Source organism: Phyllobacterium sp. P5_D12 (assembly GCF_054049495.1).
Genome location: NZ_JBFUMG010000017.1, coordinates 1 through 26,212 on the forward strand (window position 1 = coordinate 1; position 26,212 = coordinate 26,212).

Genomic DNA, 26,212 nt, shown 5'->3' on the forward strand with positions numbered 1-26,212 from the left:
GCTATGGCATGAGGGGTGCCTGTCTTTATACCGGCTACTGCCCCTCAATCAGCTTCAAGATGCGTTTCCCGAGATTTTCGGCCACGCGTTGAGAGACAATATTCGTGAAATTGAGAAGCAAGGCCGATGCTCCATCGTCAGCCATCGTCCAATCCGTTAATGCTTCGGCGTACAGGCCGTCTTTTCGCATGCGCGCAGAAAGCAGGCGATCTGACTGATYGGCTTGCAATCGCAAGATCAGGTGCATTCCCCCCGGTTGGGAATCAATTCGCATGTGTTTCCCGAGTACGCTTTCCAGGCCTGCTGCTGTCACTTCCCGACGCTCGGCATAAAGCTTGCGCATTCGCTGGATATGGCGCGCGAAATGGCCTTCCGTTATGAAGGCAGCGACCATGGCTTGAGTAAGCTGGGGGCTGCCCCCTGCCAAAGCTTGGCTGATTTGCTCAAACCGCTCGATTTCCGTTTCCGGCACAACAAGATAGGCAAGCCGAATGCCCGGAAAAAGCACCTTGCTGAAGGTGCCTGAATAAAGGACCCGCCCATCACGATCCAAGCTCTTCAATGCGGGCAGGGGACGACTAACATATCGATACTCTCCGTCGTAATCGTCTTCAATGACCCATGCTCTATTTCGCGCGGCCCAATCTAATAGCGCCAAACGCCGGGGTAGGGATAAAGACACGCACAGCGGACTTTGGTGTGCAGGCGTGACCACAGCCGCGCGCGCCCGTGGCGCCGCTTTAACTCCTTCGGAAATGACCACGCCCTCCCGATCTACTGGCACATGGATGGCTGCAATAGTCATATGTCCCAGGATTTCTCGTGTGGGCGGGTATCCGGGGTTTTCAAGCCAGACGCGATCTCCTGCCTTCAATAACGCGTGAACGATCAACTCAATGGTATGACGGTATCCCGATGTCACGAATACCTGAGATGGCGAGCAGGCAATACCACGCGAAACTTGGAGATATGCGGCGATTTCGGCGCGTAGTACCTGCAAGCCGTATACTGAGGGGTGGATCATGTCAGATGGCTGCATGGCACGCACACACCGCGCACCCAACCGCGCCCAGATCTTTCGAGGAAACGCATCCAAGGCAGGCAGACCCATTTGAAACGGCAGAATGGAATCCGGACGAAAACTAACGGCAGCAATGCCGCTATTGGACGGGGGCATCGGGCTTGGAATAGGCGTTTGCGGTTTGAGGCCTGGTGTCACAATGGTCCCCGCCTGGCCGCGAGCTTCAATGTACCCCTCAGCGGCCAACAAGGAATATGCTGCCTCAATAGTCCCTCTTGCCAAACCCAATTCTTGGGTCAGCGCCCGTGCCGAGGGTATCCGGTCACCCGGCTTCAACAATCCGCTGGCAATGGCGGTGCGAAACCGATCGTAGATCTGTCGGTAGAAAGGTGCGGCGGCCGCTGGATCCAACGGCGAGATGGTGCTGTTCTTCGCGTCGGTCATGGGCCAGTCAATCTTCCAGATGAGTTAAAAGCCACTGTACCATAGTGCACACTCATGGATCAGTTCTAATTTCCATTCATGGACCTTTGGTGCTGGCCACTGGGTTTGTAGGATGAATGCTCCATTCGTGCTTCAAATCTGTCGTGCAGAGTTCGGGCGTGAGCGGCAAAAACTTAGCGGAACTCGGAAATGGATAGATGATGAAAATATTGCATGTTAGTTGCAGCCCTCGCGGGCAAGCCGCCGAGAGCTATCGGCTCTCCCAGAAAATCATCGGCTTCATGCTTCAGAAAGAGCCCACGGCCATCCTGGTAAATCGCGTGATCGGTGGCGGCACCATACCGCCCGTCGATGAAGATTACGCTATTTCCCAGGGATCCTCCGCGGACGTATCCCAGGAAGGTTCGATGACCCGGTCTGAAGAGCTCATTCTGGAACTGGAGAGCTCGGACGTTGTGGTGATCAGCACGCCCATGCACAATTTGACTATACCCGCCACCCTGAAGGTTTGGATCGACCATATCGTTCGAGCGCGCCGGACATTCAGTATGACTGCGGAAGGAAAAGTAGGCACGCTGCGCGACCGTCCAGTTTTTGTCGCCATAGCCTCGGGCGGACGATTTTCTGGGGAGCGTGCGCGTCAACCCGATTTTCTAACCCCGTATCTAAAAGCCATTCTGGGCATGGTCGGACTGCATGATCTGACTTTCTTCTCCGTTCAAGGGACAGGTTCAGGTCCAGATGCCGTAGCGGAAACCAGAACCAAGACAGACCAGGCGCTGCAAGAGTATTTTTCTTCGTTTTATCCCCGCGCTCAGCAGGTCGATCGGAGAGTGCCAGCGAACGCCGCCCAGTAGATGTCAAATAATCCAACTTTGTGAAGGCTCATCGTTCTCTTAACGAAACGCGGATCTCACAATACAATACAAGGATTTTAGTGATGAATAATCATACACACTACGCAAAGACTTCGCCTGCAGGTGACAAGAATTTCGGAGAAGTGCGGCTTCCGCGCCGACCTCCAATGAAATCCAACTTTGTTTGGACCATGCCTGTGGCCGCTCTGTTTTTTATGGGCAATGGCAGCGGCGCATTCGCCGATACTAGCGACGTCAAAGGTCCGGCGCCAGTGGTCGTGGCAAAGTCAGGCGAACATTGCAAAGATGATCCGAACTGCTTCAACCGCATTCATTACGCGGTAAAGCCTGTTGCCCATGTACAGCCCGGCCAGACATTCATACYTGAAACCCGCGACGGGCTTGATTCTGACCTGAATTTCCTGTCGACGCCCGAAGACGTCGCGGCCGTAGACCTCGACCGCTGCCATCCGCTGACCGGCCCTGTCTATATTGAGGGAGCAAAGAAAGGCGACTCCATCGAGGTGACGGTAATGGACATCGCGCCGGATGATTTCGGTACGACCACGATCGTGCCGGGCTTCGGTTTCTTACGGGATGTATTTACCGAACCGTACATCGTTCACTGGGAGCTGAATCGCCTTGAAGCGCATTCGAAGGACATGCCGGGAATTTCGGTCCCGATGAATGCGTTCATGGGCACCGTGGGCGTACTCCCGGACAAGCCCGAGCTCGACAAATGGCTGAAGCGGGAGAAGGCGCTGGCAGATGCAGGCGGGGCCGTCTTGACACCGCAACCGGTCGAAGCCCTGCCGGCTGATCTCTGCGGCGTCGATGGCACAAACAAGGATGAGTGCGTGCGGACCGTCCCGCCGCGCGAGAATGGCGGCAATATTGACTCCAAGGAAACTGTCGTTGGCACCACGCTGCACTTCCCCTGCTTCATCGATGGCTGCGGACTCTTTGCCGGCGACGTTCATTTCGCTATGGGCGGCGGCGAGGTGGCTGGCACCGCGATCGAGATGGGGGGCAGGGTAACACTCAAGGCCAAAGTGACCAAGGGCGGCGCTTCGCTGCTTTCGACTGTGCATTTCGAAGGCGGCTCGCAGCTCAAGGACCTCGCTCCATCGAGTTTCTACGCGATCTCCGGGCTGTCGCTTAAGCCCGAAGGTGCGTTGCCGGTGTTTGCCACCTATCTTGGCGGCGAAAAGATTGCGCCACTTGCCAATCTCTCGGAGGATTTAACCCTCGCAGCACGCAATGCCACGCTCAACATGATTGATTTTCTGGTCAAGACGAAAGGGCTAACTCCCGAACAGGCTTACGTGCTGACCAGTGTGGCCGTCGATCTTAATATAGCGCAGGTCGTCGATGTGCCGAACATGGGTGTTACGGCGATCCTCAATCGCGACGTGTTCAAGGAGCAATGAGGATGGACAGGCGCGCTTTGCTGACACTGGGAACGGGTTTGGCCGTATCTGTGCTGACCGGATATACGCCGGCTATCATGGCCACCGACAAGCGCAAAGGCCCTGCCGGGCTTTTGCTCGCCGATATGGAACCGGACGGCCTGACGAAGACCTACCGAAAATACCGCCTTCTGATCATCGGCCAGCGCGATGACGGCAAAGCCACCGCTATCGCCCAATCGGTGGTCGATGTTCTGGCGCGCTTTCTATCTGCCTCGCGCTCCAAGCTGGTCCGTGCTGCAGACACGAGGCGTATCGGCGTGCTCATCGGCACACATCAACAGGATATTGGTATCATGACGAAGGAGAGCGCCGAGGCGCTCTTTCTCGCCAAGGCACCGTTCACCGATATTCGCAACGTGCCGCTAAGGTCCATTGTCTCATTCGGAAGCCACGTCCTGGTCTGCCGGACGGATTTTGTGGCACGCCACTCTTACCTCGTAGCCCAGACATTGGTGGAGCACCAAGACTTACTCCCCACACCTGCCGACGCACCGAGCGGAATTGTCCCGGTGCACCCAGGATCACAGGCCTATTTCGGTCCAACTTGACCAGACGTTTTCTAGGCATACGAAGTGAGGCGTTAAACGATGCAGGTGTAAACGAAAGTTTAGGCAATCCAGCTTCCGTCTGGTCGGGTGACCGCTCATGCCTGAGAACGTTGTGCAAGATGTTCTTAAGGGCCTCAATTTCGATGGCATTTATGGTCGTTTCACTCGCGATTCTTCCCCAGATAGTCTGCCCACATCTGCATCAGTAATTTTCGCTTTTTGCATAGCATCCCCGCGGCGATAAGCTCGCTCGGTTTGATCACCGACGGTGTGGGCAAGTGCCATTTCGGCAATGTCCCTTGCAAAGTCTGTTTCTCCCGCCTACCCAGTCCCTGAACGCACTCCGGAAACCATGAACTGTGTATCCCGTCACGTTCAAACGCCGCATCAGCATCTCCATCGACATGTTGGAAAGCGGCCTGTTGGATTTTTGGCCTGGGAAGACGAAATCAGACTGGCGCCAGATCGCCAAGACCCTTGATGATCTCAAAAGCCTGGGTAGACAAAGGTACGCGGTGCGGCCGGCCCGCCTTCATCCTTGCTGCTGGTACTGTCCAGTCTTGATTGTCAAAATCGAACTCGTCCCATTTGGCGCCAAGCACTTCGCCCGAGCGAGCAGCCGTCAGTATGAGAAATGTCAAAGCGCGCGCTGCCATTGCATCCCGCTTTACCAGGCGGCCGACAAAGCCAGGTACATCGGAATAAGGCAAAGCCGCATGATGGCCACGGGACAGGGTCTGTCTTGGAGGTAGAATGCTTTTCAGATGACCGCGCCATAGCGCGGGGTTCTCGCCGCTTCTCCAGCCGTGAGCCTTCGCGTAATCTAGCACGCGTTCGATTCTGCCTCTCACGCGAGATGCCGTTTCGGGTTTCTGTTTCCACACCGGAGAGAGAACCGCAAGAACATCGTTGGTGCCAATCTCGGATACCTTCAGTTTTCCTATTGGCAAACAGTAAGCATCACCCAACGTCATGCGCCATTGCGCTCGATGTTTCTCGTTCCGCCATTGGCTTTCCATGGAGGCAAGGAAGAGCTCCGCACATTCGCCGAACGTTGGTTCGTCAGGGCGTTTCGCAAGCTCGATCGGATCGCCGCCCTCCGCAACGATCGCGCGATATTCTTCAGCGCGTTTTCGCGCAGATGCCAGCTTTACGGCGGGATACGCGCCAAGTCCGGCAACACGGCGTTTACCGTGCCGGTTGAACATAAAGAGCCAGCTTTTCGTACCCTCTGGTTTTACATTGAGGTATAGCCCGCCACCGTCGCTGTACGACCTGCTTCAATGCGGTCTGATCGCGCGAAAGTATCGGACAACTTGTGGATGGAGCGGGGCATAGAGTGCACTTCTGTCTGCACTTTTGTGCGGAGATGTGGGAAACCATCCGAGAACGGTGAAAAACAGATGTTTAATAAGTAACTGATAAATCAATATGTTAAGAAAAGAATGGGGAATGCGTAGAAATCGACAGATACGGCACTTCGGTGGACTCCCTCTCCGCCATAACTTCCTACGAATTCGCTGTCCGCTCACTGATTTCAGTGTAGAATACTCTCATGAGTGAAGCTAAGCCTTTGTTTGCAATGCTCCGCCAATCGGCCCGGCCCCGCGTTGTCGATGCCCTGGAACGGCTTGTTCGCGAAGCGCCGGATCGCAAGCTGAGCCGTATCAATGCGCTGGCTTTCGCTGCCAGCGAACAACTTGACGAAGAGCAGACGATCAGCGCCTTCCTGCAGGCATCACGTCTCGGCCTGTTCGAAATGTCGTGGAATGTTCTTTGCCCTGGCTGCGGTGGCGTTCTGGACGCTAATACCTCGCTCAAGACCGTGCAAAGCGATGAATACACCTGCGCGCTCTGTGCTGCCGGCTACGAGCCGACGCTCGACGAAATGGTAGAAGTCACCTTCACCGTGACACCGCGTGTGCGCCATATCGAGGCTCACAATCCCCACCAACTGCCAGCCGTGGAATATTTCCGTCAGGTTTATTGGGGTTCGGGAGTCGATTTGCCGGACAACGATTTTGAGGAAAAAGTTGACGAGTTCATTATTGAGTCGCTTGAACTACCCGCCGGAGAAAAAGCGGTGATATCGCTGCATTTGCCACCAGCCTTCATTATTGTCTTTGAACCGGTGACCCACGCAGCTCAATTTTTGGACGTGACCGGCGAGCCGACCAAGGAACGGCAGACTGTATCGCTCGTATTTGACCGTACGCACCGGCACAGCGAGACAATCGCTTTGCGCCCCGGTCCCTTGCGAATATCAGTCGAGAATCACACCGACGTTCGCACGCTTCCGTCGGTGTGCCTGGCCAATGATGCTCTTCACACAATGCTCGGCAAGCGCCGCCCGTTCCTTACCGCCAAGTCCCTACTCTCCAATCAGACATTCCGCGACATCTATCGTACCGATACCATCGACGTCGACCAGAAGCTGCGGATTACCAGTCTCACGTTCCTTTTCACAGACCTACGCGGTTCGACGGAGCTTTACGAGAGGGTGGGCGATTTGGCTGCATTCGATCTTGTGAAGGCTCATTTCCGTGTACTCAATGAGATTGTCGGCGCAGAGGCAGGTGCTGTCGTCAAGACGATCGGCGACGCGGTAATGGCGACTTTTCCAACACCCGACCGGGCATTGGTGGCGGCGATGCGGATGCGTGATGCCATGCTGCGACTCAACAAGGAACGTGGCAGCGAAGATCTGCTTCTGAAAATCGGCATTCACGAAGGGCCGTGCATAGCCGTCAGCCTCAACGAGCGCCAGGATTATTTCGGACAAACTGTCAACATCGCCTCGCGGGTCCAGCACCTCGCAACCTCGCGCGAGATATTCGCTACCGGTTCGGTACTCAATGATCCGCGTGTTTCCCATGTTCTCACGGATCATGGTCTCAAGCCGATGTCGCAAACCGTTACTCTTCGCGGCATCACGGATCAGATCAGTATCTTTACAATTCCCTGAACCCAATGCTCACATCCGTTTGCCATGTCGCTGGCTGTGGGGCGACGACACAGGGAAGATTTTGACGCAACCCTGTCAATTCCCGCCAAGACATGAGTGACAGATAGAACCGGTTTCCGATGGCTTTCAGGCCATCGATTCTGGTTAGTCCCAATTGTTTAAGGACAGAACAGCCAAATAAGTGCCTAATACAGCCACAAAAGCCGCAAAGGCAAAGTGAGGGCATAATCATGGGTTCAATATCGATCGCGTTGGTCGACGACCATCCGCTTTTGCTGGCTGGCGTGGTCAACCTCTTTGAAGTAAATGACGATTTTACGGTTGTCGCCAAGGGCGCTACTGCTGACGATGCTCTTCAAATAAACAAAAAGCTGCGTCCGGACGTTATGGTCCTCGACCTGTTCATGCCCGGCAACGTCTTTGACGTAATTACTGAGATCGTCACGAAATCGGGCGGCACAAAAGTGGTGGCTTTTACCGCCATGACCGCAAGCGATTATGCAGTGCGGGCCCTTAACGCTGGTGCCAGTGGTTATATCTTGAAGGGCAGCACCGCCGAAGAACTCATTCAAGGCGTAAGGGCGGCCCATAACGGCGAAACCTACATCACTCCAAGTTTTGCCTGCAAGGTGGTCGAGGCCTTGAGAATTGCTTCCTTGCGACGGATGTCTGCGGGTCCCATCAAGTTGAGCATACGTGAGGAGCAGATCGTTCGCCTATTGCTGAGAGGGTTTACTAATCGCGAAATTGCCGTCGGGCTGGGCATCGGAGAGAAGACTGTCAAAAATTACATGACAATTCTGATGCAGAAATTGCATGCCCGAAATCGGCTCGAAGTTCTCATTGCCGCCCAGAAGCTCGAGGTCGGCGGTCAACGAGAGCCAATGTCGCGCCACTAAACCGTCTTAAGCCGAGTTGCTTTCCAGGGAGACCGATACGATCAATTGCGTATCATTACCGCTGCGCTGCTGGAACTGCACCGAACCGCCGAAGGCTTCCACACGGTTACGGATGCCTTGAAGTCCCAAGGGCCTTGTGCGCACCGAGGCTCCTTCCGCCCGCACCAATCCCGGCCCCGCATCGCTGACGACAACCGTAATGGTTTTTCTGTCCGCCGAAGCCGTGACTTTTTGGCCCAATCCGGAAGCGTGCCGGAACGCATTGTTGAGCCCTTCTTGAACGACACGGTAAAGGCAAATTTTCAATGGATAGGCAACATTCTCTGGCAGGCCAACGTAACTCGCGCTGACAACTGAACCGGTCGCATACTCGTGACGTTCCACAGCAACACGAAGCGCCGCTTCGAGCGACATGTTCTCGATCTCTGGCAAAACGAGTCCTGTCGAGAGTTCGCGCAGCTCCGTAAGCACTTGGCTTGCCAGCCGCGAGGGATGAAGTTCCTGAGGCGCGTTTTTCGGCAGATCTGACCCCATCGTCGGGCCGGAAGAGCCGCCTCCAAGCCTGAGGATCAAAAGACTGAGCAGCTGAACCGGTCCGTCGTGCAGGTCAGAGCCAATGCGGTTGAGCAGCGTCTCATTGGATTTGGTAGCGTCCATACGGGCGTGGTCGGCAGCCTTTCGAAGTTTTTTATTCTGTTCAGCCAACGCCTGCGCATTGGCCAACTGGGACTTCAGCGTCACTCGCTGGCTTTCGATGACATTGCTCGCGCGCCTGACGATGAGAAAAAGCAGCCCCATGATTGCCAGCGTGGTCGCGCCGACTATGGCCCAGGTATGGCGCTGAGCGCGGTTGCGCTGAACGATAAACTGTTCAGCCTCCTCGTAAAGTTCTCCGACAGCGATTACATCGTGTGAGCCCGGGCGATAAATAGGCGCGTAGATTTCGATCAAAGATTGATGGTCACCCAGCGTGATATCTCCTTCGTCGTTATGTCCAACTTCCAACTGCGAAACGACTGTCCCAGCAAACGCCTTGTCGATGTCGGTCGATGGAAGTCGCTTTCCCATCAGGGATTTGTCTGTGCTGTAGATGACTGAGCCGTCCTGGCGCCATATCCGGAATCCTTCGACGCGCTTGGAGAGTTCAGTCCCGATCAAAAGTTCGTCGAGTTCCTTCTGCCGGTCGGTAGGAACCCTCGGCCCATCCTCGGTCTCCTCCACATGGCGGGCCAGAAATCCCTCAACATAGAGTGCTCCGGCTTCTACACGGCTCCGAAGCTGGTTCGCTGCAATCTGCGAGCTTAGCCATTCGCCCAGTACCGCCATTGAACCACAGACGATGAGCGTCGCCACAATTAGGAATTGCGATGTCAAACCCAGGCTGTGCCAATGTTGGAACAGGGTATTGGATTTTGAAGGACTACCTCCATCCTTAGGGCCATAGGTCACATTTTGGTCCGGGCCCAAAGTCCCACCTTCCCGCCGACGAAAGTCTGTGTATTTGACTGGACCTTCCGAACTATCAAGTTCGCTTCCCCCCTTACATTATCCGACCATCGAAACTCGTGCCGAAGTTATTTTGAACCAGTTTGTCCCTTTGTTCTGCGAACGGTCAAGAGAAACCAAGTTGAGGGTCAAAGTAAATGCGTCGGCATGAGCAGACGTAAGGCGAAACATCGTCCAACGCGGCGATTTCTTATGTGTCTAATGGGAGAGTAACATGGTCAGCTATATTCGTTCGGATCTGGATTTCATCCTGGCGCAAATCAAAATCGCCGAGGCACATGCCGGAGGACAACCGCTCTATGGACCAGGTGGTCTGATTCCCACCTACAATCTGGCTTGGGGTCTGCGCACCGTCGATGGCAGCTACAACAACCTGCTGCATCCCACATGGGGATCATCTGACCAACCGTTCCCCGAAGGACTAGGCACGGATTTCCGGCCTGCCGATGGCACGCCACTCGACATGGACGGCCCGGGCGGCCAACCCCCAATACCCACGTCGCCCAATTACAATCCGTCAAACAATCCCAACTCGATTGTCGTTGATCCGGCACTGCGCACCATCTCCAACCTCATCGTCGACCAAACGCTCGGCAACCCATCAGCAATACTGACCGCCCTGCAACGCGCCGGCACCGTAACACCGGCTAACCAGATGGCCATAACGGCCCAAATATCCGCTGCATATGCACCGCTCAAACCGCTGTTCGATGATCTAGGCGATGCCGAGCGTGCCTATGCCAACGCTTCCGCCGCAGCTGCAGCAAGCCCTGGCAATGCCGCGCTTCAAGCTGCAGCCGCCGCCGCATTACAAGATGTCACAGACGCGCAGACGGCTCTCGATGCTGTCGACGACCCGCTGATGACGCTCCTCGGCACCTATGGCGTTGAGCTTGAAGGCGCCAACGTCTCGCTACCGAATATCGCGCCCGATGAAGGCCTGTCAGCCCCGTTCAATTCCTGGTTCACGCTGTTCGGCCAGTTCTTCGATCACGGCCTTGACCTCGTCAACAAGGGTGGTAGCGGCACCGTGTTCATTCCGCTGATGCCGGATGATCCGCTGTACGACCCCACAAGCCCGACCAACTTCATGGTGCTGACCCGCGCAACCGTCGGCCCAGGCGCTGATGGTATCATGGGCGATGATCCGACAACCGTAGGTATTAACGAAGGTGCAGACGATACGCGGCCGGTCAATACCACGACGCCGTTCGTCGATCAGAACCAGACCTACACATCACATTCCTCGCACCAGGTGTTTCTGCGCGGCTATGCGCTGAATGCCGCAGGCGATCCGGTATCAACCGGCAAGCTGATCGAAGGCGTCAATGGTGGCATGGCCACATGGGCTGACGTCAAGGCGCAGGCCGCCGATCTGCTAGGCATACAGCTTGTCGACTCCGACGTCGGCAATATTCCCCTGCTCGCCGCCGACCAGTATGGCAACTTCATTCCCGGACCTAACGGTTACCCGCAGATGATCTTCCCGGGCGCCACACCGGGCACCTTCATTATGGTCGAGGGCGATCCCACGGCCAACGGCGGGCTCGGCGTTCTGACGGCCGGCGCCGTCCGCACCGGCCACGCCTTCCTCGCCGACATCGCCCATAGCGCCGTGCCGACGGGGCTGGCCGATGGCGACATTGAAATCGGTCTGGGCAATCCAGACAACTCCCCTACTAATGGGCAATACGACAACGAATTGCTCGACGCGCACTTCATCGCCGGCGATGGCCGCGCCAACGAAAATATCGGTTTGACGGCCGTCCATCACGTTTTCCACTCGGAGCATAACCGTCTTGTGGAACACACAAAGGCCGTCACCCTTGCCGATGCTGCAACTATGCTCGCCAACGGCGCTTCACAGGCCGATGCAACGGCATTTCTCAATGAATGGCTGATTGTTGACGTTGCCACAGTTCCTGCTTCGGTCGACGGATTGGTCTGGGATGGAGAACGCCTCTTCCAGGCCGCCAAGTTCGGCACCGAGATGCAATACCAGCATCTCGTGTTCGAAGAATTCGCCCGCAAGATTCAGCCTAATATCAACGTCTTCCTCGTCCCCGACGGGTATGACGTCACGATCAATCCGGACATCGTGGCCGAGTTTGCCCACGTGGTCTATCGCTTCGGCCACTCGATGCTGACCGAGACGATCGACCGCTTCGATCCGAGCTTCACCGACCATGACATCGGCCTGATCGAGGGCTTCCTCAACCCGCTCCAGTTCGAGACCAACGGTACCGGCGACGTCGTCGACGCCAACATCGCGGCTGGCGCCATCATCCGCGGCATGACCCGGCAAGCTGGTAATCAGATCGACGAATTCGTTACCAGTGCCCTTCGCAACAACCTTCTTGGGCTTCCACTGGATCTGGCTACCATCAACCTGGCGCGCGGTCGTGATACCGGTGTACCGTCACTCAATGAAGCGCGGCGCCAATTTTACGAGGCCACGAACGAAGAATCCCTGCTCAAGCCCTATGAGAGCTGGGTCGATTTTGCAGGGCACCTCAAGAATGAAGCCTCGATCATCAATTTCGTCGCTGCCTATGGCACGCACTCGCTGATCACCGGCGAAACCACGATCGAAGGTAAACGTGACGCAGCACTGACGCTCATTACCGGCATCGCCACCGGTAAATTTGCCGTCCTCGCTGGCTTTGTGGTTCCGGCAGACGCCGTGGACTTCCTCAATGCAACCAACGCCTATGCCGGAGGAAATCTAGGCGGGCTCAATAATGTCGATCTATGGATCGGTGGACTTGCCGAAGAAACTATGCCGTTCGGTGGCATGCTAGGCTCGACCTTCAACTTCGTCTTCGAGACGCAGATGGAAAAACTCCAGAACGGTGATCGGTTCTATTACTTGCAGCGGCTTGACGGCCTGCACCTGTTTAGCGAGATGGAGGGCAATTCCTTTGCCTCGCTGATCATGCGCAACACCGACGCAACGCACCTGCCGTCTGACGTATTCTCGACGCCCGGCCTCATTCTCGAGATCGATCAGACCAGACAGTACAATGATGGCTTGGGTGAGACCCCTGGTGCCGACGGCATCCTCGACGACGATCCTCTTACCGCTACAAATGAAGCCGCAGACAACCTCGGCAACGATCCGGCCGGTGGCGGTATCCTCACGCCACTCGTCATCCGCAATAATCCTGCGACCACCGGTACCGACACCAACTATCTGCGCTACACCGGCGACGAACACGTCGTGCTGGGCGGCACCGAGGGTGCCGATATCCTGATTGCCAGCATCGGCGACGACACCCTGTTCGGCGATGGCGGCAACGACAGGCTCGAAGGTGGTTTCGGCAACGACATCATCAACGGTGGCGCCGGCGACGACATCATCCGCGATGCAGGCGGCGACGACAACATCAAGGGCGGCGACGGCCACGATGTGGTCAATGCCGGCAACGGGCTTGATCTCGTGCTTGGCGGCGCTGGGCAGGACTTCGTTGTTCTCGGCACCGACATGGGTTCGGAAGTGTTCGGCGGCGAGGGTAACGATTTCATCTTCGGCAACAAGAATGCCGAGCGCCTGCTCGGCAACGAGGGCGACGACTGGCTGGAGACCGGCACGTTCGACGGTGCACCCGGCGACAATTTCGACGAAATCTTCGCCCGCGACAGCATCCGTGGCAACGACGTGTTTCTCGGTGACGGCGGCTTCGACGAGTTCATCGGCGAAGGCGGCGACGACATCTTCGTCGGAAGCCCGGGTCGCGGCAAGATGGCCGGCATGTCCGGCTTTGACTGGGCGACCTACAAGGACAATGTCGCCTTCGTAAACGCCGACCTCTCCGTTGGCATCGTGTTCGACGAGGCACCAACGCTTCCGCCGAATACGGCACTAGATGAGTTCGAGTCCGTCCAAGGTCTTTCTGGCACGCGCTTCAATGACGTACTCAAGGGTTCCGAGGAAGACGCCACAACCATGCTGCCGCTTTCAGCTGGTGGCTCGACGGGGTACCTGGGCAGCGCACTTGACGCCCAGGGTATAGCATTGATCAACGGTCTTCAGGCCGTGCTCGGTGCAGGTGTGACCTCCTTTGCGGCAGGCGATATCATCCTCGGCGGGGACGGCAGTGATATGATCACCGGCCAAGGCGGCGATGACATCATCGATGGCGACAAGTGGCTCAACGTCCGTATCAGCATCCGTCAGTTCGTCGTTGGCACCGCGGGCGGCATGGGCAACGAACTGTACGGCGCCGACAACCTCAAGAGCATGACCAGCGCCGTGACCATCAACGGCGTGACCAAGCCCTTGACCTCATGGATGTTCGAAGGCGCCATCAATCCCGGCCAGCTGACGATCGTTCGAGAGATACTGTCCGATACGACTGCTGGAGACACCGATACTGCCGTCTTCCGCGGCCTGCGTTCGGAATATGCCTTCTCGGCGACCGCTGACGGCCAAGTCATCGTATCGCACGCGATCGAAAACCAGATCGATGGCACTGACAAGCTGCGCAACATAGAAAAAGTGCAGTTCCTCGATGGTGGGCCGCTCAACATTGTCGTCGGCACTCCATACAACGACAACGGTTTGGTAATACAGGGACCACCCCCGCTCAATCAGCCAGCACTCAACGGTACAGCAGGCGAAGATCTGATTATTGGGCTTGCCGGCACTGATGTGCTGAACGGCCTCGGCGGTAACGACATCCTCGTCGGCGGCCCGGGCAGCAATACCGTGTCCGCGACTGACGCATTCACAAACTACACCGGCGGTACAGGTTTCACCGGGAACTGGACAGAGTCGAATGACACCGGAGGTGGAAATGGTGGTTCAGGTCAGGGACAGATCCGTATCGCTGGCAACGCCTTGGTCTTCGGCGACAGCGACGGTGCCAACGCCAACAACCCTGACTCTGCTCAGATCCAGCGCACGTTGAATTTGGCTGGCGCCACTAGCGCCTCTATCAGCTACACGTTCACCCAGGCAGGCTTCGACGTCGGAGAGACCGTAACGGTATTGTTTTCTCCAAATGGATCAGCACCGTTCCAGACGATCCAGACGATCACGAACGGAACCGCCAGCGGCACTATGACCGCAACACTGAACGGACCGTTCACAGCTGGTGCGGTGATCCGGTTCGAGGTCGCCGGCGGTAACGCCAATTCGGTCAATGATCTAATCACCATCGACAATCTCGCGGTCAATTTCGTGAACCCGAGCCTCAACAACGGCATCGATACGCTCAACGGTGGCCTCGGCGACGACACCTACTCGTTTGGCGTCGGAGATGGCAACGACACCATCAACGAAGCCGTCAATGCAACCAGCGGGGGAACGGCGGATCGCATCTCGATCCTAGCGCCGAATGCCGTCGATGCTGCCGGTCAGCCGATCATTGACCCGGTAACTCTCCTTCCTGTGCCGACAATCACCGCCCTGAACGCTTTCGACAGCAACACGGGCACCCAGAACGGCGATTTGGTGATCACTTACGGCATGCCGACCGGCGCCACCACGTCGTTCACGCAGACTATCACCGTGGCCGGCCACTTTGCCGGCAACGACGCTCAGACCGGCGTCGAGCGCATAAACTTCAACAATGCCACCTATGCTGGGTATCTACTTGGAACTGAAGACTACGTAGTTAGTCGCCTCGATCCGGCAGACCGGGCTGGCGGTGACGTCGATCTCACAGCTTCGATCGCGAACAATTTCGTGGTCGGCGAGCAGGGCATCAACGACGAGATCACCGGCGGTCTCGGCAACGACCTGATCTTCGGCGGCACCGGCGATAATGATCTTGTCGGCGGTGATGGCGACGATCTTCTGGTCGGAGGTTCCGGCAACGGTGACGACGACGATCTCGACTCTCGACTCAACGCGGCCGGCGACGATTTCGTGGGGGCGCTTGGCGCCGACACGATGATCGGCGGCGTCGGCAATGACACCTACGGTGTCGACGACGATCTCGATGTCGTGGTGGAGGCGGCAGGCCAGGGTACCGACGAAGTCCAAACCTTTCTGGCCGCTCTCTCCATTGAAAACATGGCCAACATCGAGAACCTCACCTACATGGGGGTCGATGCCGCCCAGTTTATCGGCACCGGCAACAGCCTTGGCAACCTCATCAGCGGTGGCCAGCTCGCCGACACGCTGAGCGGTCTGGGCGGCAATGACACGCTCGACGGCGATCTCGGTGCCGACACAATGATCGGCGGCGATGGCAGCGACGTTTACGACGTCGACGACGTGGGAGACGTCGTGACTGAGACCTCCGCCCTCGTTACGGACATCGACAGGGTCGAATCCGACGTCTCCTATGTGCTCGGTGCCAATGTCGAGAACCTCGACCTCAACGGTGGCGGCGCCGACATCAACGGCACCGGCAATGCGCTCGCCAACGTTATCAACGGCAACGATGGCATCAACCAGATCTTTGGCGGTGGCGGCAACGACACCCTGAACGGCGCCGATGGCAACGATCTGATCGACGGCGGTCTGGGCAACGACACCATCAGCGGCGGCGATGACAACGACACGATCATCGGCAATGCTGGCGACGATACGATCGACGTTGGCGGCGGTGTCAACACCATCGTATACAACACGCCCAACTTCGGCGCCGACATCATCAACAGTTTCGATGCGACTGGCGGCACTCCAGCCACCCAGGACCGGATCGACCTTAGTGGACTGGGGATCACTGCCGCCAACTTTGCGGCACGAGTAACGGAAAGCACCATCGGTGGAACGGGAAATACACTTCTCACCATCACGGATGGCGCCGCGAACCAGATCGGTACGATCCGTGTGAACGGTGTGACGAACGCCAACATGGATATCACCGACTTCACCTTGGCGGTTGCCGGTACAGTTCTTCCGGGTGCCACGGCCGGAGACAACACTCTCAACGGCACTGCCAACAATGATATCATTAATGGACTTGCCGGCGCTGACACGCTCAACGGTAATGCCGGCAATGACACCTTGAGTGGCGGCCCTGGCAGCAACAACGGCGCCTTTGCCGACAATTTCGGCGCAGCGTCTTATGCAAACAGTAACGGCACGATCGCCTTCACCAGCAACTGGATCGAAGGTGGCGGCGAAACCACCAGCCCGACGGCAGGCGACATCGACATCAATGGCAATCGGCTTCGCTTCAACCAGAACGTCGATGGCGGCGAGACGATCGAGCGTGCTTTCAATCTGGCAGGCGCGACCGCAGCAACGCTGACCTTTGCCTACGAGGACGACAATCTCGGGGCCGGACAAAGCGTCATCGTCCAGGCCAGGAACGTGACAACGAATGCCTGGGAAACGCTCACCGGCGGAACGCTGGGAAGCACGACGGGCAATGGCAACGGCACGTTCAACGCCACCCTGACGGCAAACCAGATCGGAGCAAACTCTGCTATCCGTTTCCTGACTGCTGGAGATGGCAATAACTGGGACAACGGAGACAACTTCTACATCGACAATTTCGCGGTCAATGCCACCATTCCCGGCCTCAACGCCRGAGTAGACACTGTCAATGGCGGTGCCGGCGATGACACCATTATCTGGAGCGCCAATACGGTGGCCCCGACCGATGGACGTGACGTTGTCGACGGAGGAACCGAAGGGGCACCCGGGGACACATTCGTCATCAACGGCAATGCGTCAGGCGAAACCTACAATATCTACACAGTCGCGGCATTTCTTGCGATAGCCGGCAATACTCTGACAGGCCTTAACGCTGCGACTGAAATTGTCATCACCCGCAACGGCACCAACAACGCGTCGATCATCGCCGAACTTCGCGAGATCGAGGAAATTCGGATCAACGGCGTCGATCCCTCGGGAGCGACGGGCGGTGCTGGTGCAGGTGACACCTTTAACGTCTTTGGTGACTTCTCGAACACGAGCCTTCGCCTCAACACTATCACTATCGATGGTGATGTGGGCGACGACACGATCGATATCTCTTCACTGAGCTCGGCCCATCGCATCGTGTTCAAGTCCAATGGCGGCAATGACACCATCATCGGAACGCTGCGGCCACAGGATGTCGTCGAACTGCCAAATGGTGCCACAGTGGCTGACTACGAAGTCACCATTGAAGACGGTGTCACGACCATGACGAGCGGTGAACATACCATCAAATTCACAGCCCCCGATGGTATGCCGCAGATCGGCGACGATCCGGTTGACGAAGATGAGGATGACGATGCTCCTGCTCCAGGAACGGGGTCAGAATCACCGGGTGCTCCGGTTGTCGGTACAGCCAATGCGGACGTTCTGCTTGGCACTGTCAATGGCGAAACGATCATCGCGCTCGGCGGCAGTGACACGGTCATGGGTGGCGCTGGAGCAGATGTCATCCGCGGTGATGAAGGCGACGACTTCATCAGTGCACAGGACGGCGATGACATGGCTTTCGGCGGTGCCGGCAGCGATGATGTTCTCGGCGGGGCTGGCAACGACATGCTCTACGGCGATGCCGGATCAGACCGCATCTTCGGCGATGCTGGAAACGATCTGATCAACACCGGTTCCGGCGACGACACGGCACATGGTGGAGATGGCAACGACATGTTCGTCGCTGAAGCCAGCGACGGGAATGACAACTACTACGGCGATGCCGRCAGCGATACGCTCGACATGGCTGCAATCACAGCCAACCTCACAGTCGACCTCGGAACGGGCTTTGCGGGCCGGGGAAGTGCATCGAGCAGTCAATCGGGCAACGACACACTGTGGAATGTCGAGAATGTCGTGACCGGTTCCGGCAACGATACGATCACTGCAAGCAGTGCCGTCAATGTCATCGACGGCGGCGCAGGCAATGACACCTTCCGCTTCCTCTCCGCAGGGGATGCAGACGGAGATACGATCGCCGGCTTCCAGCCCGGAGACAAGATCGATCTTGGCGGTATCGATGCCAATAGCGGCGCGGGCGGGAACCAGTCCTTCACGCTGGTTGCGGGCTCGACCTTAAGCGGTGCCGCACAACTGGTTGTCACGCATGAAACCCGCGAGGACGGCGAATATACGATCGTCCAGGGCAGCGTCGATGGCGATAGCGGGGCAGAGTTGCGCTTGAGCATCAAGGGCAATCACGACCTGACCAACTCGGACTTCCATCTGTAGTCCGAGAACTGACGGCGAGCCGCAATAACCGGCTCGCCGCCCTATACAATAACAAAAAGGGGGTCACGAGAATGCGTTCAAGATTTGATTTTGCCAACCCTGCGAGCAACGTGGCTCGCCATAGGCCGTTCAAGGGTCGCAATGCCGACGTTTCCGGCGTTCTGGAAGGCGCTAGCTTGATAAAGACGCTGCATCTGCCCTGGCTTCCTCTCTATCTCCTCGCAGTCTGTGCGTATCTGCCAGTTCTTGGCCGGCAGGTGCTAATTGCTGCGTTGGTCATGGCGGTCATGACGATTGCTACGGAAGTATTGACGAGGCGCCTCGCTACCAGGGCGTCCAAGAAGTGCCGGGGCGTTAAACGACAGGCGACCCCAACATATTGGATTTGAACTGGCAAGCGCGGTCCACCCGTGGCCACTCCGCCTGAAGCCTCAACAAGAAACGGTAAGAAAAAATGCGCTCGAAAACCCCATTGACTGGCACCAAGCGGAAAAATGCCGAGAAGCTGACGCAAGGCTTTCGCGGGATATTCGTATTTCTCTTCACCACCTCCGGCGTCATCAACATTCTCGCACTGACCGGCTCCTTCTACATGCTGCAGATTTACGATCGCGCCCTGACCAGCGGCAGTGTTCCGACGCTCCTCGCCTTGTCGGCCCTGGCCATTGGTCTCTATTTGTTCCAGGGTATGTTCGATATCATCCGCTCGCAGGTGCTGGTGCGTATTGGCGCGCGCCTCGACAGCAGGATCGCTCCGATGGCGCATCAAGTGGCTATCGACATGCCACGCTTTGGTTTTTCAACGGCCGAGGCGCTGGAGCGTGGCCGTGATGTCGATACGGTACGCGGCTTCCTSGGCAGCCAGGGTCCAGTCGCGCTGTTTGACCTGCCATGGATGCCGCTCTATCTCATCTTCGTCTATATGCTTCATCCTTACCTCGGCGCCCTCACCTTTGCCGGCGCTTTCATCCTGTCGATGCTGACAATTGCTACCGAGCTGATGACCCGCCGCCTGGCAAGCGCAACCCATCAGGCCGCCATTGCTCGCAACGGGATCGCCGATTCAAACGCCCGCAATGCCGATATTCTGAAGGCGATGGGGTTTGCCGGMAGAGCGGTCGAACGCTTCAATCAAGCCAATCAAGATCACCTCGAACTTCAAACACGCACAAACGACATCAGTGGAACATTTGGAGCGATCTCTCGCGTACTTCGCATGATCCTGCAATCTGCAGTGCTTGGTCTGGGTGCGTGGCTCACGATCCAGGGTGAGTTGTCCGCTGGCGCAATTATCGCCGCATCGGTTGCTTCAGCCCGTGCTCTCGCGCCCGTCGATCTCGCAATTGGTAACTGGAAGAGCGTCGTCGCTGCGCGCACSGCATTTGGGAGGCTCAAGGAAACCGTCGTAGCATTGTCTTCTATTGAAGCACCGATGGATCTGCCGGCTCCTGTTGGATCATTGAAGGTGGAAAAGATCACTGTAGCCGCGCCAGGGTCCGGCCGGGTGCTTCTGAGCGATGTCAGCTTTGAGATCAATGCGGGTCAGGCGCTCGGCATTATCGGACCGAGCGGCGGTGGCAAGACGACACTTGCGCGTGCCCTGACCGGTATCTGGCCGACGCTACGCGGTAGCGTGCGACTGGATGACGCCGAACTGACGCAGTGGTCGGACAGCAAGCTTGGCCAATACATGGGCTATCTTCCGCAAGATGTGGCATTGCTGGATGCGACGGTCGAAGAGAATATCTCGCGGCTWGAGCCCAAGGTGGACGCACGGGCGATCGTCGAGGCGGCCCAGATTACCGGGATTCATGAGATGATCGTGCGCATGCCGGATGGCTACCGCACGGCGCTTGGTCCGCAGGGTGCATCGCTGTCTGCAGGCCAGCGCCAGCGCATCGGCCTGGCGCGTGCCCTTTACCGCAATCCTTTCATCGTGGTCATGGACGAGCCGAATTCCAATCTCGATGGTGAAGGCGAGATGGCCTTGACCCAAACGATCAAGGCCATCCGCGAACGCGGCGGTATTGCCATCGTCATAGCCCACCGGCCAAGCGCTTTGGCCGCAGTGGACATGGTCGCCGTCATCCAGAACGGCAAGATGGTGGCTTTTGGGCCAAAGGACGAGATTCTCAAATCGTCCGCACCCGCAGAAACAGTCAACCGACCCGCGCCTGCTGCACAAAATGCGCCGCGCGTCACATCGAGGGTTTCAGCATGATGATCGATGTCAAAGGTACCAAAACCACCAAGCCGGAAACGGACGAGTCACATGAACACTATGTCCTGAAGAACCAGGACAAACGCTCCAATGCACCACTTTTCTTTACGGTGTTTCTCACCGGGCTTGCGCTTTACCTGAAAAGCGCATTCCCGCGGCTAGGCAGTGACGAGCAGCAAGAAGAAGCCAAGTCGCAAGCGCCGGAGCAGTCCGGGTCGCCTGAGGTTGCAGCAGCTGGCGCTCCYGAAGTTATGATGGAACTCGAAGAAGCAGCAAAAGAGAGATCCGGTTCCGGCGGCCGATTGTTCGGTAGCGGAGACTGGCGCTATGAGCTTTCCGATTCCCCGATGATCGAGTTCCAAAAGCTCAACCTGCCACACTCGGCCCTTCTGAAGAAGTTCGGTGGGGTTTCGTTCTCCTTCCATGCGGCAAATGACAATGCCTGGCGTGGTGGCAGGGTATCCAATATTGGCTACGGCGGTGGCGGTGGCGGTAGTTCAAATTCCCAGGCYGCRCCYGTGTATGACCTCGACCCGCGCGACGATCCCGAGTCTGAGGTGGATGACGAGGACGAAACGGATGAGGAGAAAGCCGTCAATCGTGCGCCCAGGGTCAACGGGCCGGTCTATCTGGCGGATGTCTTTGGCTGTGCGGTCGCCCTGATCGGGCTTTCCGATCTTCTGCGTGGTGCATCCGATCCGGATGGCGATGCKCTCCGCATCGAGAACGTTACCGTGTCGTCGGGGACACTGACGCAGACGCCAAGCGGCTGGTATTTTGATGCGGCGATGCTCGGTCCCGTGACGGTCACCTATCAGATCAGTGACGGTAAGGTGTCTATTCTGCAGACGGCCCAGTTCTCCGTGCTGAAGGCACCGCCGATCATCGGCACCCAAGGCGACGATATCCTCGTCGGRACAAACTGCGCTGACGACGTAGACGGTCGTGACGGCAATGACAATATCGACACCCGGGGCGGCAACGACACGGTCAACGGCGGCAACGGCAATGAYCATATCATCACCGGCAGTGGTGATGATCTCATCTTCGCGGGAGCTGGCGACGACATCGTTCTGGCCGGCCTCGGCGACGATCAGGTCTTTGGCGGCAGCGGCAATGACCGTCTGTTCGGCGAGGAAGGTCGAGACACCATCTTCGGTGAAAGCGGCGATGACACGATCAGCGGCGGAGAGGATGACGACCTGCTGTTCGGCGGTGAGGGCAATGATAGCATTGCCGGTGATCTCGGCCGCGATACGATCCATGGTGACGCCGGCAATGACCGCCTGGATGGCGGTGGCGGCRATGATATCATTTTCGGCCAGGCCGGTGCCGATGTTCTCGACGGTGGCCTCGGCGATGATTTTCTTAGTGGGGGCAGTGGCAAGGACGATGTGCACGGCGGCGATGGCAAGGATACCATTGCCGCCGATACTGATCAGGCGGACGATGTTTATGACGGCGGCGCTAACGTCGATACGCTAGATTATACCGCAGTCCTGTATGGCAGCACGATCGATCTCGATGAAGGCACTGCAACCAGTGACGAGATTGGTGAGGATACGATCTCGAATTTCGAGGTTCTGCTGGCCGGGGCGGGGCAGGATGACATTCAAGGCAGCGATGCGGCCGAGGAGATTCATGGCAACGGCGGCGATGATGTGATCGACGGTGCCGGAGGTGATGACGTCCTCTTCGGCGGTGATGGCAGCGATCACCTGTCTGATGGCTCGGGACAAGACACTGTAAGCGGCGAAGTCGGTAACGACATTGTCACAGCCGCTCTGGATACAGTCGATGACACCTATGACGGCGGTGAAGGCATCGATACGCTCGATTATTCGGCAGCCCTGATGACCGTGGTCGTCGATCTCGTTGCCGCCAAGGCCAGCGGCGCAGAAATCGGTGCCGACAGCATTACCAATTTTGAGGTGATCAATGCGGGTGCAGGAGCCGACGAAATTAGCGGCGGCGCGGCCAGCGAAATCATCTGCGGAAACGCCGGCGACGATGTTATTTCTGGAGGAAGCGGTAATGACACTTTATCGGGTGGCGCCGGCAATGACGTGATTTCGGATGGCGCAGGAGCAGATTGCGTTTTGGCTGGCACCGGCGACGATATCGTGCTGGCGGCGGCTGATGGCAGCAATGACACCTATCGCGGCGAGGCTGGATCCGACACACTCGACTATTCACGGTCGGCGCAAGGTGTGCTGATCGATTTGAACACGGGCGCAGCGACAGGTTTCGATATCGGGCACGACGTGATTTCCGGCTTCGAACAGGTGGTTGGGAGCACCGGCAACGATCACATGAACATCGGTACGACTGCCATGGTGCTTGAGGGCGGCGGCGGTGCGGACACTTTCGAATTCCATATTCCGGAGGGGAGTTCCAGTGCCGAGGTCATCCATCAGATACTCGACTTCATGGTTGGCGATCGCATCGAGATGTCGAGGTACGAGATCTTCGAAGATGTCATCGACAGTCTGGAAGATCGGTTCGAGGAAACCTACGGCGACGATGCCGACGCGCAACCGCTGCCGATCCGCGTTCGTCACGAAGGAACGGACGAACTGCAACAGACGCTGATCGAGGTCGATATGGACCGCGATGAACACTACGAAATGACTATCAATCTAACGGGTCATCACATGTTGATGATCGTCGAAAACCCTTGASTAAAGACGTCGTTGTGACGCGAGTGGGAGTGAAATATGTTCGGGCGACAAAAACAAMAAGACCTGGGCCTAGGACCTCAGATCGATCCGGGAAACAGTTTCCCCGTGGGGCCYCGGGTCATYGCGGGTGTTACGCTWGGACTRATGCTTTTCGTCGGTGCGGGCGGCTGGGCGGCAACCGCACAGCTGACAGGGGCGATCATCGCACCGGGCATGGTCAAGGTCGATCAGAACCTGAAGTCGATCCAGCACCGCGACGGCGGCATCATCAGCGAGATTGCGGTCAGGGAAGGTGACTTTGTCACGAAGGGTCAGGTCATGCTGCGGCTGGATGACGCCGAAACGCGCGCGGAACTTTCGATTGTTCGCACCCAGCTGGTCGAACTGATGGCGAAACAGGCCCGTCTGATCGCCGAGCGCGACAATCTCGACGTCATCATGATGTCAGCGGAACTAAGCGCACGGACCAGGGACTTCCCCCATGTCTTCTTTGGTGAAAAGCGCATGTTTGACGGTAATCGCCAGAACCGCAAAAGCCAAAAGGAACAGCTGGTTCTCGGCATCGATCAGCTCGGCGAGGAAATCAAGGGGCTTGAGTCGCAGCGCGATGCCAAGATCGACGAGATTGCGCTGGTCAAGACCGAACATGGCAAAATCAAGGGCTTGACAGACAAGCGCCTGATCGAAACCTCGCGCAAATATATCATAGACCGCGAAATGGCGAAGCTCCTCGGCGAACGGGGCGAGGTTGAAGCCAATATCGCGCGCGCCAAAGCCCGCATGGGCGAAATCCGCCTGCAGATTATAGCCATTGATGAAACGGCACGCACCGAAGCACAGCGTGAACTGAGCGCAATCGAGCCCAAGCTCTCCGAACTCAGGGAACGCCGGGTGGCAATCGAGGACCGGCTAGCGCGCGCCGATATCCGCGCACCGCTCTCGGGTACTGTCAACGAACTCGCAGTCCACACCATCGGTGGTGTTATCACCCCGGCGGAGAAGCTGGTCACACTTGTCCCCGCAGATGCCGCGTTGAAGATAGAAGCGAAACTGTCACCGACCGACATCGACCAGGTTTTCGTTGGACAACCGGCAAAATTGCGCTTTTCGGCCTTCAACCAGCGCACAACGCCGGAACTGCATGGCCGTATCGCCTATGTTTCTGCGGCGACTAGCAGCGATCCCTCGACCGGCCAGGTCTATTATCTGGCCGACGTCATCGTGCCGTCGGAGGAGCTCGAAAAGCTCGGCGACAGCAAGCTTTTGCCAGGTATGCCCGTGGAAGTCTTTGTTTCGACGGAAGAGCGTACAGCGATGTCCTTCCTGTCCAAGCCGCTCGCCGACCAGTTCAGCCGAGCCTTCCGTGAGCAGTAGCGAGACTGGGATATAAGCGGCATTCGCGAGATTCGCTTCACGTCGCGAGTRCCTCTTGTTAAGGGCATATTCGATTGCTAAACCCCTTCAAAAGGGGATTCGCTATGCCACCAATCAACCTAGCAATTGTCGGCGTCGGTAAAATTGCCCGCGATCAGCACCTGCCTTCAATCGCCAGCAATCCCGACTTGCGGCTTGTCGCTGCGGCAAGCCGTAACGGCGCGGTCGAGGGCAKTCCGAATTTTCCCACAATAGAGGCGATGCTCGACGCCGTCCCGTTCATTGACGCGGTATCCCTCTGCATGCCTCCTCAGTTCCGCTATGATTCTGCGTACAAAGCGATATGTGCGGGCAAGCATGTCTTTCTTGAGAAGCCACCTGGAGCGACGCTGAGCGAGGTCGCTGACCTAGAAGCTCTTGCCATTGAGAATGGTGTCTCACTTTTCGCCAGCTGGCATTCCCGATATGCTGCTGCGGTTGAAGCTGCAAAGTCGTTTTTGGCATCAACAAATATCCAAAGCGTTCACGTGGTCTGGAAAGAAGATGTTCGCCACTGGCATCCCAATCAGGATTGGATATGGCAAGCCGGCGGTCTAGGTGTCTTCGACCCCGGCATAAATGCGCTATCGATCATAACGCATATTTTGCCAACCGGCATTTTTCTCAGAAACGCGACGCTGGAATTTCCGGAAAACAAACATGCACCGATCGCAGCCAATCTTAATTTCACGAACAGTGACAATATTTCTGTTCGCGCGGAATTCGATTGGCGGCAAATCGGTGAGCAAACATGGGACATTGTTGCGGAAACGTCTGCCGGGAAGATGGTTCTGGCTGAAGGCGGTTYAAAGCTCACCATCAACGACACTGTTGTTCCAGTTTCATCGGAGACGGAATACGCAGCTCTTTATCGTCAATTTGYCAGGCTGATCAAAAATGGCGAATCCGACGTCGACCTAGCGCCRCTTCGGCATGTCGCCGACTCTTTCATGCTCGGCAAACGCGTCTTCGTTGCAGCCTTCCACGATTAGTATCAGACGCAATCTGTCCGATACCGCTGGAGCTGATCTTGCAGAAACCGATTTGCGCATAGGAAATGCGGACGGGTTCGTGTGTCCGGT

Annotated in this window: 14 protein-coding genes and 1 pseudogene; 11 read left to right on the top strand and 4 right to left on the bottom strand. The window is 57.1% G+C overall.

What is annotated here, in order from left to right; genetic code table 11:
• Positions 1-34 precede the first annotated feature (34 nt).
• Positions 35-1,465, bottom strand: a complete 1,431-nt coding sequence (pdxR, locus tag ACXJ5O_RS02675; protein ID WP_457298533.1) for a MocR-like pyridoxine biosynthesis transcription factor PdxR — start codon at positions 1,463-1,465, stop codon at positions 35-37.
• A gap of 197 nt (positions 1,466-1,662) precedes the next feature.
• Between pdxR and ACXJ5O_RS02680 the strand changes: the two genes are divergently transcribed.
• From ACXJ5O_RS02680 to ACXJ5O_RS02690, 3 genes are all read left to right on the top strand, one after another.
• The gene (locus ACXJ5O_RS02680; RefSeq protein WP_457298534.1) at positions 1,663-2,322 is read left to right on the top strand and encodes an FMN-dependent NADH-azoreductase; all 660 of its coding nucleotides are present in this window, start codon (positions 1,663-1,665) and stop codon (positions 2,320-2,322) included.
• A gap of 83 nt (positions 2,323-2,405) precedes the next feature.
• Positions 2,406-3,752 (top strand): acetamidase/formamidase family protein, encoded by a 1,347-nt coding sequence (locus tag ACXJ5O_RS02685; protein ID WP_457298535.1) that lies wholly within the window; start codon positions 2,406-2,408, stop codon positions 3,750-3,752.
• Between the two features lie 2 nt (positions 3,753-3,754).
• On the top strand, positions 3,755-4,342 hold the full coding sequence (locus ACXJ5O_RS02690; RefSeq protein WP_457298536.1) for a hypothetical protein: 588 nt from the start codon (positions 3,755-3,757) through the stop codon (positions 4,340-4,342).
• A gap of 449 nt (positions 4,343-4,791) precedes the next feature.
• Here ACXJ5O_RS02690 and ACXJ5O_RS02695 read toward each other — a convergent pair whose 3' ends face one another.
• Both ACXJ5O_RS02695 and ACXJ5O_RS02700 read right to left on the bottom strand, forming a co-directional pair.
• Positions 4,792-4,998 carry a tyrosine-type recombinase/integrase gene (locus tag ACXJ5O_RS02695; RefSeq protein ID WP_457298546.1) on the bottom strand — a complete coding sequence of 69 codons (207 nt, stop codon included), beginning with the start codon at positions 4,996-4,998 and terminating at the stop codon, positions 4,792-4,794.
• Between the two features lie 120 nt (positions 4,999-5,118).
• Positions 5,119-5,604 (bottom strand): annotated as a pseudogene (locus tag ACXJ5O_RS02700) (tyrosine-type recombinase/integrase); the annotation flags it as partial.
• A 293-nt stretch (positions 5,605-5,897) separates the two neighbouring features.
• Here ACXJ5O_RS02700 and ACXJ5O_RS02705 point away from each other — a divergent pair.
• Positions 5,898-7,307, top strand: a complete 1,410-nt coding sequence (locus ACXJ5O_RS02705) for a DUF5939 domain-containing protein (RefSeq protein ID WP_457298537.1) — start codon at positions 5,898-5,900, stop codon at positions 7,305-7,307.
• Positions 7,308-7,558: 251 nt separating this feature from the next.
• Positions 7,559-8,206 (top strand): response regulator, encoded by a 648-nt coding sequence (locus ACXJ5O_RS02710; RefSeq protein ID WP_457298538.1) that lies wholly within the window; start codon positions 7,559-7,561, stop codon positions 8,204-8,206.
• A gap of 6 nt (positions 8,207-8,212) precedes the next feature.
• On the opposite strand, the gene ACXJ5O_RS02715 is transcribed toward ACXJ5O_RS02710, so the two are convergent.
• Complete coding sequence (locus ACXJ5O_RS02715) at positions 8,213-9,559, bottom strand: sensor histidine kinase (RefSeq protein ID WP_457298539.1); 1,347 nt, start codon at positions 9,557-9,559, stop codon at positions 8,213-8,215.
• A gap of 367 nt (positions 9,560-9,926) precedes the next feature.
• Here ACXJ5O_RS02715 and ACXJ5O_RS02720 point away from each other — a divergent pair, with 367 nt between their 5' ends.
• From ACXJ5O_RS02720 to ACXJ5O_RS02745, 6 genes are all read left to right on the top strand, one after another.
• Positions 9,927-18,815, top strand: coding sequence for a peroxidase family protein (locus ACXJ5O_RS02720; protein ID WP_457298540.1), 8,889 nt, complete (start codon positions 9,927-9,929; stop codon positions 18,813-18,815).
• A 71-nt stretch (positions 18,816-18,886) separates the two neighbouring features.
• Positions 18,887-19,204 (top strand): hypothetical protein, encoded by a 318-nt coding sequence (locus ACXJ5O_RS02725; protein ID WP_457298541.1) that lies wholly within the window; start codon positions 18,887-18,889, stop codon positions 19,202-19,204.
• A gap of 65 nt (positions 19,205-19,269) precedes the next feature.
• Positions 19,270-21,036 (top strand): type I secretion system permease/ATPase, encoded by a 1,767-nt coding sequence (locus ACXJ5O_RS02730; RefSeq protein WP_457298542.1) that lies wholly within the window; start codon positions 19,270-19,272, stop codon positions 21,034-21,036.
• A complete protein-coding gene (locus ACXJ5O_RS02735) occupies positions 21,033-23,717 on the top strand; it encodes a cadherin-like domain-containing protein (RefSeq protein ID WP_457298543.1) in 2,685 nt (894 codons plus the stop codon). The genes ACXJ5O_RS02730 and ACXJ5O_RS02735 overlap by 4 nt, the downstream gene beginning before the upstream one ends.
• A gap of 36 nt (positions 23,718-23,753) precedes the next feature.
• Entirely contained in the window at positions 23,754-25,091 is a 1,338-nt protein-coding gene (locus ACXJ5O_RS02740; RefSeq protein WP_457298544.1) for an HlyD family type I secretion periplasmic adaptor subunit, read from the top strand.
• Between the two features lie 104 nt (positions 25,092-25,195).
• Positions 25,196-26,122, top strand: a complete 927-nt coding sequence (locus ACXJ5O_RS02745) for a Gfo/Idh/MocA family protein (RefSeq protein ID WP_457298545.1) — start codon at positions 25,196-25,198, stop codon at positions 26,120-26,122.
• Positions 26,123-26,212: the final 90 nt, after the last annotated feature.

Coding starts and splice junctions, on each gene's coding strand:
- ACXJ5O_RS02695 (WP_457298546.1), bottom strand. CDS start 4,998: ATGGCAGCGCGCGCTTTGACATTTCTCATACTGACGGCTGCTCGCTCG.
- ACXJ5O_RS02705 (WP_457298537.1), top strand. CDS start 5,898: ATGAGTGAAGCTAAGCCTTTGTTTGCAATGCTCCGCCAATCGGCCCGG.
- ACXJ5O_RS02680 (WP_457298534.1), top strand. CDS start 1,663: ATGATGAAAATATTGCATGTTAGTTGCAGCCCTCGCGGGCAAGCCGCC.
- ACXJ5O_RS02690 (WP_457298536.1), top strand. CDS start 3,755: ATGGACAGGCGCGCTTTGCTGACACTGGGAACGGGTTTGGCCGTATCT.
- ACXJ5O_RS02725 (WP_457298541.1), top strand. CDS start 18,887: ATGCGTTCAAGATTTGATTTTGCCAACCCTGCGAGCAACGTGGCTCGC.